Here is a 13,363-nt window from a genome sequence, read left to right as displayed (position 1 = left end):
CCGACCGGTCGGATCGGTCGTTGTGGGTCGTACCGCCGCATCAACGTCTCGATAGCGTGGTCGGCTTTCCGGCAGGATGGACGGGTGGCCATCCGCGACCTCGACCGTAAGCTCCTTTGGGGTCGTTCGGGCGGCAGGTGTGCGATGTGCGGCACCACGCTGATCGCGGAGCGGACACCGCTCGACCACGAGGCGATCCTCGGCGAGCAGGCGCACATCGCGGGGAAGGAACCGACCAGTGCCCGGCACGGCGAGTGCGATCCGGACGTGGTCGACCACTACGAGAACCTGATCCTCCTGTGCGGAGACGACCACACGAGGATCGACAAGCAACCGCTTCACTACACGCGCGAGCTGATCCTGCGCATCAAGCAGGACCACGAGCGGCGGGTCGAGCGCGCCCTCGAACGGCATGCGTCGACCGGACCAGGCCGGTTCGAGGCGAGCGACCTGTCCGCCGCAGTGCCGGCCAACTTGGTGGGGCACCGCCTGCGCGGCCGGGACGACCTGCTGGCCGAGTTGGCCTGCCTGGTGGGCACGACCGGCGGATCAGTGGTGCTGCGAGGAACCGGCGGGTGCGGCAAGAGCGCGCTGGCCCGCGCGACCACACAACAGGTGCGTGACCATCGCACCGTCTGGTGGGTGGACGGCTCCACGCGCGCGACTCTGGTGGCGGGCTTGTTCGAGGTTGCTGTGCAGGCGGGTGCGAACCGCGCCGAGGCCCGCGAGGTGTGGAGCCGTGGCGAGTCCGCGCAGGACCTCCTGTGGCATACCCTGGGCTCCCGGCTTACGCCATGGCTGCTGGTGGTCGACAACGCGGACGATCCGTCCCTGCTCGAAGGATGGCTCCGCGAGCCGCCGGGCGGGAACACACTGCTGGTGACCACTCGCGACCACCGGCCGCCGCGCTGGTCCCCGAACGCTGTCCTACACCAGCTCCTCCCAATCACCTCGGCTGACGGCGCCGCCGTCCTCACCGACCTCGCCCCCGAGGCAGGCAGCGCGTCCGACGCCGAGGTCCTGGCCGACCGGCTCGGTGGCCTTCCGCTGGCGCTCATGCTCGTTGGCCGCTACCTGGCGCGCACGAGCACCGGGCCGGCGCTGCCGGAATCGCGGCACGCCAGGACTTTCGCCGGCTACACCGCCGCGCTTGACGCGGAGTTCGCCGTCACGATCTCGGCCCTCAGCCGCCGAGTGCCGAGCGATGAGGTGCTGGCCCGCACCTGGGAGAAGTCGCTGGACCTGCTGGACTCCCAGGGCGTGACCGCAGCCCGGCCGGTGTTCCGTCTGCTGTCGTTCTTCGCGTCAGCGCCTGTTCCCACCGCAGTCCTCAAGCCGAGCGTCCTGAGGATCGCTCCCTCGCTCTTCGGCGAACTCGACTCCGACGACCTCGAAGACGCGGTCGACGGCCTGCTTTCGTGCGGACTCCTCGACCACCAGCACACGGCGATGCCATCACCACGAACGGACACGCTCAGCCTGCACCCGCTCCTGGCACAGATCAGCAAAATCCAACCGGACGTCACAACCAGCATCCGGATCTACCGAAGCCTTCGCCTTTCGCTCCTGTGCAGGACTGCGGACGAACACGACCCACGAGACCACGCAAACCGGGCGATCTGGCAACTGCTCCTGCCCCACTGCACGTTCACCCCGGACGACACCGCGCACACTGCGGGTGACGGCGACCTCGTCCAGGCACGCCTGGCCTACTACGCGGCCGAGTACACCAGAACCGCCGGACTCTGGACGGCCGCCGAGGAGTTTTACGACCTCTCACTCGGCTTCCTGCTGAAGCAGCTGCCGGACACACATGAGGACGTGCTCATCACGCGCCACAACCGCGCACTGCTCAAGCTGGACCGCGGGCACTACGGCGAGGCTGAGTCGCAATTCCGACGCATCACCGACGAAGCCGTCGTAACACTGGGCGAAGACCATCCCCGTGTCCTCGCACACAAGCACGAACTGGCCCGCCTGCTCCGGGCACGGGGAGATCTCGAAGGCGCACGAAAGGAGTTCGCGAGCATCGTACCGATGATGACCACGGTGCTCGGATCCGAACACGAGCACACGCTGGCGGCTCGCCACGAACAGGCGCGCACCCGGTTCGACCTCGGCGATCTCGACTTCGCGGAACGTGAGTTCACCGAGGTGCTGGAAGCGGTGAGCAGAACCGCCGGACCACAGTCGCCTATCGCGCTCACATCCCGGCACGAACTCGCGGGCCTGGCGCTGCGCCGAGGTCATCGCGAGCGGGCGCGTGCCCTGTTCGAAGACCTGCTCGCGATCGAGACCGAACTCCAGGGACCCGATCACCCCAGCACCCTGGTCACCAGGGCCGAACTGGCAGGTCTGGCGCTAGAGCACGGCGACGCCGTGGCCGCGGCGGCCGAACTCAGGGCCGTCGTGTCCGCGTGGCACCAGATCGACGAGAACCACCACGACGCGCTCATAGCACGAAGCCTGCTGGTCCACGTGCTCATGGCGGAGGGCGATCTCGCGGCCGCGTTGGCCGAGCGACGTGCGATCGCGGTAGCACGAGGCGCACCCCCACGATCCGAGGCGGACGACCTGCACGAGCTCGCGGACACCCTGTTCGCTGCGGGCCACTACCCCGAAGCGGAGGCCGAGCTGCGTGCGGCCGCTGCCGCACAAGAGCGGATGTTCGGCGCCAGGCACCCGGACGCCCTGGTCACCCAGGCCAAGGCCGCGACCTGCCTGGTGCTGCAGGGCGACGTGACCAGGGCGCTGACCGAGTTGACTGATCTGCTACCGCACCTGGAGAACGTGCACGGGCCCGGCTCCGAGTACGCGCTGATGGCCAGGCTGAACCTCGCGCACGTCCATCAGCTGCTGGGCAACTCGGCTGCAGCGATGTTCGAACTTCGCCTCGTCCTACGCCTCAGCAAGCACGGGTCCGACAAGTCGACGGAGATCGCCGCTCTCGCGCGGGCGATGCTGCGGACCTGGAAGAGCGAGACCGCCGGGGAGTGACCCGTCACCACGGCTGTTGCTCCACATAGGACACTAGACGTACGAAATGCTCGTCGCCGACGCCCTGGTACCTGTGGGGTGTCAAAACTAAGCACCAGGCCAAAACTCCTGTCCGAAACCTTCGGGTAGCCAGGGGCTGGTCCAGGGCGCGGCGGTGGTGAGGTTCTACTCGGTGGTTCGGCCACGGAAGTAGGTGTGGCCTGGCGGATGCGGGCGGCCATCGTGGCGGGTGCGGTGTTGGCGATGTGGTGTTTGAGGCCGGCCCAGACGCGTTCGACCGGGTTGTCCTGTGGGCTGTATTTCGCGCCCTCGATCACCTGCAGGCGGGGATGCTGGGCCAGCCAGCGGCGGGTGATTGCACTGTGGTGGGTGCTGCCGTTGTCGCAGATGACCGCGATCACGGGTGCGTCGGGGTAGGAGTCGAGCAGCGTCTGCAGGAAGTAGCAGAACACCACGGAGACGTTCTTGACGGAGACGTGGTGGTGCCAGGCGCCGGTGGCGAGGTTGATCGCGCCGTGCACGGTGCGGCGGATGTTGCTGCCGGGAGTGAGGATGCGGTAGCGCAGGCCGGTGGGCATCCAGCAGGACCGGACCCGTGGCAGCAGGTCGAGATGGGTCTTGTCCTCGGCCAGCACCACGGATCCGGCCGGGAGCGCGGCGATGCGGGCGGCGATGGTGGCGCAGGTGGTGTCGTGGTCGGGGTCGCCCTTGGCGATCAGCCGGGGACGGCGCCAGCTGGCCTGTTCCCGTAGCCGCCGGTAGAAGGTGCGCAGGCTCATCTCGGGGCGTCGGGCGGCCCGCCAGAGTCGTGCGGTGGTCCAGGCTTTCGGGGTCTGCAACAGGGTGTGGATGCGTTGCCCGAGCCTGGGGCTGCCCAGCCGGGGGCGTCCGCTGCGGGGCCGGTCGGGCAGCCCGGCGAGGCCCTCGCGGGTGTGGCGGGCGATCCAGCGGCGCACCGTGACCGGCTCGTGGTGCAGGAGCTCGGCGATCTCGGGCGCGCTCATGCCGGACGCGGACAGCAGGATGATGACGATGCGGGCTGCTACTCGCCATGGCCCGTGCAGTGCTGCGACCAGCTCGATGTGCTGGCCAGGGGTCACATTGGCGTAGACATGCGCGGGGCGCATACTGGTGAAGGCCTCGTCGGGTCGATTCTGTGTGGTAACCGAATCCAACCCGACGAGGCTCTTCACGTTCGCGGCAAGGTCAACTCACGCGAGTTACAGACACAACTTCTGTCCAGATGCTTAGGCTTGGCGGTATGACCTGCGCGTCAGGCGGCCGCAGGTTCGTGCTCGTTGATCAAGCCGTCAAGCACTCGTCGCCGATGTACGGACCTACAAGCTGGGTCTCCGGCTGGGTGATCGGGGCGAGGTGGAGAGTGATGTCGCGCTCGGTGTGGTCGCCGGTGGTTGTAGTGGAGGACGTAGCGATTCAGCACTGACTCCAGGTGCCGCTCGTTGATGATCGGCAGCCGATCCGTGAGCTCGCGTCTGACGGTGCCGACAAACCGTTCCGCATAGCAGTTGGCCCGCGGACAGTGCGGTGGGATCTTCACAACGGCGATGTTGGCGCCCGAGAGAACGGAATCGAACGACGTCGTGAACTGGCTGGCCCTGTCACGAACCAGAAACAGAACAAAGCTCGGCTATTCGAGCTCGTCATCGATCGGCTCGGCGGACAAGCAGTACTCTTCCGCCTTCTTTGCGAGGTGTACGGGAAAGGGTTGGGCCAGCGGGTCGTACTCGTTGTGGAAGCGCTGTTGATGGGCAACCGATGCCCACTCCGCTGGACTGTCCGGTGAGTCCTCATCTGCCGAGGCAACGCACAGCGAAGTGATCTCGACGTACTGCGGGTTCCAGGCCGAGACGGTCGCGCCGTAGTGCGAGAGCACATCGTCGCCGAGCTTTCGGAGTCCCCTCGGGGTCTTCGGGAAGCTTCGGGGTAGGTCGGCGGTACTCGCGAAGACTCGGTTGTCGCTTTGCCCGTCTCCTGGGCACCACAGTCCGCTGGCGAAACCTGCGGGCTTTCCCTCGGGCGTGGGCGCGTACCACTGCGGCACCTCTTCGCGGCTGTTCCTATCACGCAACAGAACCACTCGAAGTTCTTCGCCGTACGCACCGACTCGCTGATCGTGGATGCCGGTGAAACCCAAGTGGTCCTTTACAAGCGAGCCGTTGAGTAGCGACGGCCAGGACTCGCGGAGGTTTCCGCTGTTGACCAACAGCAACGTGGGCCGATCCCGGCACTGGTACAGGATCGACCTGATCCGCCGCTCCACGTCGAGCCGATCATCCGCCGCGTTCCGCCCGCCCTTGATTCGGAACGGCGCCCCCGCAGTCGACGAGGTCAACAGGAAACGCCGGTAGGGAACCCAGTCCTTGACCCTGTCGTCCCAAGCGGTGACCTGCTGAACCTCTTCACCAGGTCGGACGCGGACCGCCACAAGCAGTCTGCCCTGCGCGGCTCGGACGACCCACAGGCCAACGTACTGGAGGCCTGTCGGCAGTGGCGATCTCGTGCGTGGCTCGGCGGAGGTGAAGGCACCGAGCTGCCGGCAAGCGTCGAGGCATGCCGACCTCAGTCGCTGATCGACGTCGTCATCCGAACCGGGCAAAGGACGGATGAACTGAGTGAGGCGCCCGCTGTCGGCGAAACCGAGCCGTAGCGCGGACTTCGGATCGGAGTCCGGCTCGGTGAAGCGATCACCGCCGGGTAGTTCGACCAAGGCGATGGCAGGGGCGTCGAGCCTGGGGAAGGCGGCTCCCGCTGCCAGCCGTCGAGCCCGGTGAGCTTCCCGCACGGCTGCGGGACGATGCGGCGTCCCGGACTTCGGGACATCGACTTTGCGGGCGAGATCACCGAGTGACGACACGGCGAGCCGCACTTCCAGGCCGTCGAAGGTCCACCGCTGTCGCACCTCGGAGGTGACCTGCTCCTCGGGGCAGCCGAGCCGGCGAGCGAACTCGCGCAGGATCCGGTCCGCCGACTCGGGAAAGATCGTCACGACGTCCAGGTGCAGCGGTTCGCCGGCCAACGCGGCCCGCAACCCACGCCGCCGATCCGCCTCGATCTGCCAGTCGAGCCTCTCCCGCTGTTCGGGCTTGGTCTTGGGTGCCGCAGGCAGCAGCACAGGCTTGTTCCTCACCCGAGGAACCCTGACCAGATCCGGTACTCGCCGCAGCAGCGGCTTCACCCCTTCGGCAACCCACTGGTCGAGTTCAGCGCGCTCGTCGGGCATCAGTCCCGTACCTACGGCGTGGGTCGTCTCCAAAGCGGTGCTGTGCACCAAGCCCACCGCCTTCTTCTCCCTGCCCATCAACCATGTTTCCGGGGAGGAGACCACCTCCTCGGCCTTCGGATAGCTGCCGATGATGTCGAGGTCTCCGAGCAGACCGATGGGGCTGTTGCGGCCCCAGACGACCCGCCCCTGCCTCGCGTCGTAGCGGATGCTGTTGACCGACAACCGGGTCCGAGCCGCAGTCGCTCCGTCTCCCCAGAGCGACGGTGTGTCCACCAGCGCGGTCGCGGATCGTCGGTGCGGCAGGAACAACCGGTCTCCCGCGACCCACCGCCGGATCCCGGTCGACACGTGCACCCGCAGACTGGCGGCGAACGGAACGGTGTGACAGGTGACCCTGACGACCACCGAGTAGAAGTGTCCGCCCCCGTCGAACGGCGTAGATCTCGGGGGCCACGACACGAGTTCGGTTCCCTGGTCGCGGTTGACTACGCGGAAACGGGTTTCCCGGTCCGACTCCCGAGCGCGAAACGACCGCTGCGCCAAGCGCGTCGCGACCAGCTCAGGCAGCAGCGAGTACAGCCTCCTGGGTGGTAGCGCGGTTCCTGCCGCAGACAGGTCGACCGATGTGAGGTCCACCTCCACCGGCAGCCACTCGACCGCGGTACTGCTGATCAAGTCGAGCACGCGGTCCAGCGCGCCTTGGTGTTCGGGCTCGGGTCGCAGTGACATCACCCAGGTCAGGAAGGCCGCCCGCACAACCTCGGCGGGCACCTCGCCGTCGGTGTAGATCCAGGGAACCGACGGATCGGCGGCCGCACCGCGGCCGGTCGCCAGGACTCCGGGGGCCACGGCGCGCAGCACCTGGTTCAGGTGCCTGACCGGCAGACCGGCCATGGCCTCCCGGCTTCGCCAGCCGAGGGCGTACAGGTCCGTCAGCTCGATCCGCCACTGCTCGGCGAACTTCGCGACGTGAAGTTGTTCGACCCACGGGCCACGTGAGGGATCGGGCTCGAACGCGCAGGTCCTGATCTGGTTGTACATGCTTCCTCCTAGTCGGTGAGGGAACCCAGGCACGCACCCAGCGCGGACCACAGCGGCTGGTAGAGGGCTTTCACGATGAAGCGCTCGTCGGCGCTGTGGGTGCTGCCCGGACGGAGGTACTGGTCGAGCACGTGGTGGATGTTGACCAAAAGACTCGTCTCACGTGTCTCTTCCGCGGTCCGCCTCTCGGCGTGCATCGGGACGAACGCCGCGTCGACGAACACGACCTTGGCGGGCACCCCACCACGCACCAGGCGTCCGATGACCTGCCAGATGAGGACGAGCAGGTCCCAGGTCACCGGGTCCAGCCGAGTACCGAGGCGGCTCCAGGCCACGGGCCGGCCAAGCGCTGCGTACCATTCCTTCCGGCCCAGCGCGCGGACCTCGGCCGCGCCCTCGGCGAGACTGGTCGCGCCGCGCAGCACCTTCGCAAAGCCGGTCGGCTCTGCAACGAACCGCAGGATCCAGTCGTTGACGGTGTGCACGGCGAGTCTGAGGTCGTCAGGGCGTGGATTCGGCCGGGCGAGGAAGTAGACCGTGCCGATGGCCGCTACCTGGTCCTCGTTCAGAATGTTGTGCCCACGCTCGACGGCGAGCAGTGGTGCCACGAGGATCTGGGCCGATGTCGCGAAGAGGGTGTCGACGTCGCCTCGGCGCAGGATGGGCGCGCGGCTGTCGTCGCCCGCGGGGTCATCGGTCGTCTCGTAGTCGTCCGAGACGAGGCGGACCACCTGTCCCCGCCAGCGAAGGCTCAGGGTGTGCAGGGTGTCCGCGACGAGCGCGGCCTCCTCGTAGGAACCGACCAGGAGCAGAATCCGCCGCCGCTTCTCGGGCAGCGAGAGGAGCTCGCGCTGGAGTCTGCTACCGCCGTGGTCATCCTCCCCGAGCTTCACCGCCATCCGGCGGAGGACCTCGGGGCGTTGCAGCACACCTGCTCCCGACACCCTCAGCGGCACACCGTTGTTGCCCTTCAGCAGTTCCACGCGCATCTGGGTGCCACGCGTGACCGCCCTCACCTTCGCCGCCGGCGGTTTGATGATCATCCCCACCGGTACCTGGATGTGGTATCGACTGGAGGTAGCAGCCCAGCTGCTACCGGACATCAACAGCAGGTTGGTCGGCGGATGCCCGTCGGCCTCCGGGATTTCCGGTATGCGTAGGAGCAGTTCACGCCCAACCCCGCTGCACCGGAAGTACCGCAGCTCGCCGCTCTGCACGCCCTCCTCGGCGCGACCGCGGGGGATGAACTGGAAGCCGAGCAGATTGCCCATCGGCGACTCCGGGACCATCGGACCGTAGTCGCGCGGCCGTTGGTACATCTCGTTGAAATCGAGTTTGAGCACCGACTCCACTCGTGGCCACATCGTGTTCATCAGCGCCAACTTGGGTTCCAGCGCGCACAGCAGCAACGTGAACTCGAACCGCTCCGCCATGAGTTCCATCCAGGTTTCGGCGTCCAGCGGTTGCTTGGACCGCTTCTGCTTCCCCTTTGGCGAAGGCTGCTGGCCACGTGCCGCGTCCAATCTCCGCCGACGTTCCACCTCGGGAGAGAGGTCGAAGATCCGCGCCACCTCGTCTCTCAGCTTCTCGCGGGTGTAGTCCTCGTCCTGGGTGTGCAGCAGCTCGGCGATCAGCGCGATCAGCCGCGGCACCTCGGCGCGCCGCCGGTCGCCGAACGGGTTGTCCCGCAGTTGGTCGAGCAACCGGGTGAGGCGGTCGACCGGGTTGCCCTCGGCCCTGGCCATCGCGGGGTACCGCTCCTCGATCAACCGGAGCTGCAGGGTCCAGGAACTGAAGTAGCCGACCCGCACCCATTCCCTCAACTCCTCGTTGCCCACGAGCATCGCGTAGAGGCGATCGGTGGCGCTGGTGATCGTGTTGACGGCGGCCGTCCACTTCTCGACGTCCGAGTTGGACAGCTGTGTGCGCCAGCCTTCCTGGAGCTGGTTGGTCTTGTGCTTCATCAGGTCGTCCCAGAGCGACCGGCTGTCCCCGACGCCGATCAGCGGCGCGGCCGGAGCGAAGAGCTCGTCCAAGTTGATCTGCACCCGGTCCGCTTCGTCCACGATGACCAGGTCGCTGCGCCTGCACGCCAGTTCCAGGTAGCGCACTCGTTCGCCGTTCTGGGCCCACGGAACCCGAGCATCGACGAGCCCTGCCGGTGTGGCCACCCACGCGGCGGCCTCCACGAGCTCGTGGGAACTCCGATGGCGAGGACACCTCGACCAGAACGGGCACACGCGCTTGCCTCGCACCCAGGCGGGGTGCGAAGCGTCCTCGTCGGTCTTCCTCTTCGCCTCGAGCCGGGTGCAGGGAGCCTGGTTGAACGCCAGTGGTTCTTCGTCGTCGTCCAGCAAGGCGTTGAGGGCACAGGACGTGCTCAGGTAGTCGAATCCTTGATCGTCGTGCGCCAGCAGGTTCTGCTTCCCCCGCCCGGTGGACCTGCGGTGCAGCCGCCGTGCGTGGCGGTCCTTCCCTGTCGCGCCCAGAACGGGAGCCGCCGAGCCGTCTGTGTGGAGCTTGTACAACCTGACGAGCTTCAGCACCTCGGCGACGTCGCCGACCACCACTGTGACACGCAGGCCCAGGTTGACCAGGTGGACAGTCAGGACGTCGCGGAGCGTGCTCTTCCCCGCACCGACTATGCCTAGCAGGTGCTGGAGCCGGTCGATCGTGAACTTCTCGTTCGGTCGTCTCTTGCGAAAGCTCTTCCCCGAGGGCAGGAACAACTCCACCTCGCTGAGGCGTTCCACCCACCTGCCGTGATGGGACTCGTCGGCGATCCAGATGTCTTCGTGGTCGTCCATCGCCTCGGCGGTGGCTTCGAGCTCCTCCCAAAGGATCTCGATCGGCTTCCCTCCGTTGACCTGTTTGCGGTGCAGGTCATGCCCATCGGGTCGGTCGAATGCCGACACGTCCGGCAGGACCACTCTGCGATTACTTCTGCCGACTGGAAAGCGGTGCACACCCGCAGAGGCGAAAGTGGGCGGTTCGCCCTCGAACGGCGGCGCGTCGCCGAGCAGCGCGTCGTAGCGGCCCCAGCGGTCGTCGCCGATCCCCGTCGTGGGCAGCACTGTCGCGGCGCAATCGTTGGAGGGGATGCCGAACGCGCGTACGCTCGAGCGCAGGTTCCGGTAGTGCTGCATGGCTTCGAGCCAGGAGCTCCGCCTGGACAACGTCCACAGGGTGAACCTCCCCGATCGCACCGCCTCCGCCGCCCCAGGGACCGCGGTGAGGCCGCGCGTCGCGGCGTAGGGGTAACCGCTGAACAGGGTCCAGGCGCTGACCGCCGGCTCGGTGGGTGCGATCTTCGAAAGCAGGTACAACCCGAGTTCGACTTCGCACAGACGCTCGGCGTCCTTGCGACGGAGCCCTCCCTTCTTCCGCAGTTCATCGATCAAGGGCGCGAGGATGCGCTTACCGCTTCGCATTAGCCTTCTCCTCCTCGGTCGCCCAGAGGACGAGTTCTTCGTCCGAGAGCAGGCTGATGTCCGTGTCGTCGGGCAAGGAGCTCTCGAAAGTCCGGCGGAACCGGTGGTCGAGGGCGGTCTCCGGAAGCACCGCGACGGTGACCAGATCCCTGACCACCTGCCAGGCCAAGTGGGTGGCGCAGGTGCGGTCGTAGAAGCGGATCACAACGTCGGTCCCACCGAGACGGCTCGTGTAGGTGCCGGTGCTGCGCCGCAACAGAGGCGTGCCCGCGTCCCGCAGCCGTTCGACGCAACTCCGTTCCACCAGACTGGGAAGTGCGAGGAACAACCGCAGTGCCCGGTGGAGCAGCAGGACATCCCCTGCTCCCAGGATGTCTGTCACCGGCTTGTCACGAGGGCAGACTTCGGCTTCACACCAGACGGTGCCGTGCTCGGGGAGTTCAGCGGAGAGGGCAGGGAGCCGACAGGTGGGGCACAGAGCGATCTCACCGGCCGAGGTCAACCGGGCCGGCACGGGCTCGTAGAGGTGGCGGACGGCCTTGACCGCCGTCATCGACCTCGGATCGAGGTTCATGAGGTCGAGGTGCCCGGTGTTGCTCATCACCACGTTGCGTTCCAGGAACGCCCGTGCGCGGGCGACATCAGCGGCATCGAGCTCCGCGACGGCCGCGGCGAACAGGCGGTCGGCGAACTCGGCCTGACCGGTGATCTCCAAGCACGCTCGTGTGGGTACCTGTGCCACCCCATGAACGAGCCGTTGCGTGGGCTCGGTGATTCCGCCGATGCCCATCGCCGCCCACTGTGCGAGAGTTCGCCCGGTGCACAAGAAGACGAGATCCGGGACACCCGCCGGCGGGGTGTGGTTCTTCCGCAGTGCCCACAACACCAGTTGGTCGAGGGCGCTCTGCATCTCGTGCGGGTAGGGCGGAGGCGTCGCGCCGCCACGATCGCTGTGCGCGGACAACGCGACCACACCACGGGCGATCTGCGTGAGAAGGCCGACAGCGTCGGCCGTGGACCTAGTCATCGTCGGTGCTTCCTCCCTCAGCCGCGGTGCACCACCGCGAAACCTCGCAGGAGCGGCAGTGGCCACCGGGTTTCGGCACGAATCGGTCGTCCAGGTGCCAAGGCCGGAACTGGTCCCGCAAAGAGGACTCCGCCTCCTCGACGACCCGTGGGGTAGCCGGGTCGAACATGACGAGGTCCACTCCGGACGGTCGCAGGACCTCGAGTTCGACCCTGCAGCGACCTGGCCCGAGGTGGCCGTGTGCCGCGATGACCACGGCCAGCGCCAGCTGCGGGTAGTAGTCGAACCACCGGGACGGCCTCACGGTCGAAGTCGAAGTCTTGACCTCACGCCACACCCACCCGCCCCGGTCGCGGTAGAGCAGGTCCGGCTTCGCCAGCACCACGGTGTCCGCGGCGGTGTCGTGGAAGACGATGTCCGGCTCCACCCGTACATCGGCCGGCGACGACACGAGCTTGAGCGGGCACACCTCGGCGTGGTGTCGAAGCAACTCCGCGCCCAATTCTCGTTCTCCGGCAGGCAGGTCGAACTCGGCGGGGACCCAGTTGCCCGGGATCCTGGAGCCGCAGACTGCGGCTGAACCGGGGCCGTGGAGGTTCTCCAGGTACCGGTGCACGGCCCGGCCGCGCTCGGCGGAGTCTCCTCGTTCGACGGACTGGTCCAGCGGTAGTCGCTGCCTGCGGGAGAACTCCTGCGCGGGACAGCGCCGGTAGGAACGGCTGGTCGTCGGGGACCACGTCCGCCGCGGTCGGCGGTCGTCCCGCACACCGAGCACGCCCGCGTACCGCGGCAGGGCAGGGCACACCGCCGCGAACGGACAGTCCGCACAGGTCGCCCCAGGCCGGTAGTCGAGGCCGCCAGGTGCGTCCACGATGCCTGCCAGCGCGGGCTTCCCCGCCACCTCGTAGAGGTCGAGTGCGGCCTGCCTCGAACCGTCGAACAAGGTGGTCGTCGTACCGTCGAGCAGCGCGAACTGCCGGATCCGCACGCGTTCCGGGAGTGGCCGGGGCAGTGCCGAAGCGAGGACCAACGCCGCGACAGCGACTTCCGCCTCCGTCCTCGCTCGCCCGTTCGCCCGGTTGGTGAGTAGCCGGAGCTCGCGGAGGCGGTGGTCCCGCGAGGTGTAGCACCGTCCCCACACCGAGATCGCGTACCGCTTGGCACCCCGTTGGTCGGGGACGCTCCATTCCCTGAAATAGCGCCAGTTCTCCTTCACCGGCACCACCTCGGCGTCGTCGGCGAAGGCTCTCAGGTACTCGAACACCCCGTGCGCGGCCCACTGTTCGACGGATGCGTGGACCACTCGACCAGGCACCGTCGACGCGCAGGCCGTCCGCAACGCCTGGTCCGCTGGCCTTCGATGGAGCTCGATCAGGTCCATCGCCCGCATGAACGGACCGTTCGCGAAGTCTTCGAGGTGCTCCGGCTTCCAGCGGACCACTGCTTCGGCGCGCAACCCCTGCCGCGACGCCATCGCGTCACGGGCGGGGCAACGAAAGCGAGGCGGCCCGAGCATGCCTACGGAGACCTTGATGGAGGAGTAGTCGCCTGACACGCCGTCAGGCGGCTGCCACGCAGTCATGTGCACACCTTTCAAGTAGATTCGCACTGAGAGAAATTTCG

At 67.4% G+C, this 13,363-nt stretch carries 6 protein-coding genes and 1 pseudogene; 1 reads left to right on the top strand and 6 read right to left on the bottom strand.

What is annotated here, in order from left to right; translation table 11 throughout:
- The first annotated feature begins 144 nt into the window (after positions 1 to 144).
- Entirely contained in the window at positions 145 to 2,997 is a 2,853-nt protein-coding gene (locus tag BBK82_RS26650) for a tetratricopeptide repeat protein (protein ID WP_065917467.1), read from the top strand.
- Between the two features lie 87 nt (positions 2,998 to 3,084).
- Here the strand turns inward: BBK82_RS26650 and BBK82_RS54380 are convergent.
- The 6 genes and pseudogenes from BBK82_RS54380 to BBK82_RS26620 form a co-directional block, all read right to left on the bottom strand.
- A pseudogene (locus BBK82_RS54380) lies at positions 3,085 to 4,124 on the bottom strand (IS630 family transposase).
- 146 nt (positions 4,125 to 4,270) lie between these two features.
- Positions 4,271 to 4,555, bottom strand: a complete 285-nt coding sequence (locus BBK82_RS47785) for an integrase core domain-containing protein (RefSeq protein WP_071812680.1) — start codon at positions 4,553 to 4,555, stop codon at positions 4,271 to 4,273.
- A gap of 90 nt (positions 4,556 to 4,645) precedes the next feature.
- Entirely contained in the window at positions 4,646 to 7,282 is a 2,637-nt protein-coding gene (locus tag BBK82_RS26635; protein WP_065917464.1) for a pPIWI_RE module domain-containing protein, read from the bottom strand.
- Positions 7,283 to 7,290: 8 nt separating this feature from the next.
- The gene (locus tag BBK82_RS26630) at positions 7,291 to 10,683 is read right to left on the bottom strand and encodes a pPIWI_RE_Z domain-containing protein (RefSeq protein ID WP_218920343.1); all 3,393 of its coding nucleotides are present in this window, start codon (positions 10,681 to 10,683) and stop codon (positions 7,291 to 7,293) included.
- A 16-nt stretch (positions 10,684 to 10,699) separates the two neighbouring features.
- The gene (locus tag BBK82_RS26625; protein ID WP_065917462.1) at positions 10,700 to 11,740 is read right to left on the bottom strand and encodes a pPIWI_RE_Y domain-containing protein; all 1,041 of its coding nucleotides are present in this window, start codon (positions 11,738 to 11,740) and stop codon (positions 10,700 to 10,702) included.
- Positions 11,733 to 13,322: a PD-(D/E)XK nuclease family protein gene (locus BBK82_RS26620; protein WP_065917461.1), complete on the bottom strand. Its 1,590-nt coding sequence runs from the start codon at positions 13,320 to 13,322 to the stop codon at positions 11,733 to 11,735. Before BBK82_RS26620 ends, BBK82_RS26625 begins: the two co-directional genes overlap by 8 nt.
- Positions 13,323 to 13,363: the final 41 nt, after the last annotated feature.

Source organism: Lentzea guizhouensis, assembly GCF_001701025.1.
GTDB lineage: Bacteria > Actinomycetota > Actinomycetes > Mycobacteriales > Pseudonocardiaceae > Lentzea > Lentzea guizhouensis.
Note: the sequence above shows the minus strand (reverse complement) of the source record. Positions and strands in the feature narration are given on the sequence as shown.

Coding starts and splice junctions, on each gene's coding strand:
- BBK82_RS26650 (WP_065917467.1), top strand. CDS start 145: ATGTGCGGCACCACGCTGATCGCGGAGCGGACACCGCTCGACCACGAG.
- BBK82_RS26635 (WP_065917464.1), bottom strand. CDS start 7,282: ATGTACAACCAGATCAGGACCTGCGCGTTCGAGCCCGATCCCTCACGT.
- BBK82_RS26625 (WP_065917462.1), bottom strand. CDS start 11,740: ATGACTAGGTCCACGGCCGACGCTGTCGGCCTTCTCACGCAGATCGCC.
- BBK82_RS26620 (WP_065917461.1), bottom strand. CDS start 13,322: ATGACTGCGTGGCAGCCGCCTGACGGCGTGTCAGGCGACTACTCCTCC.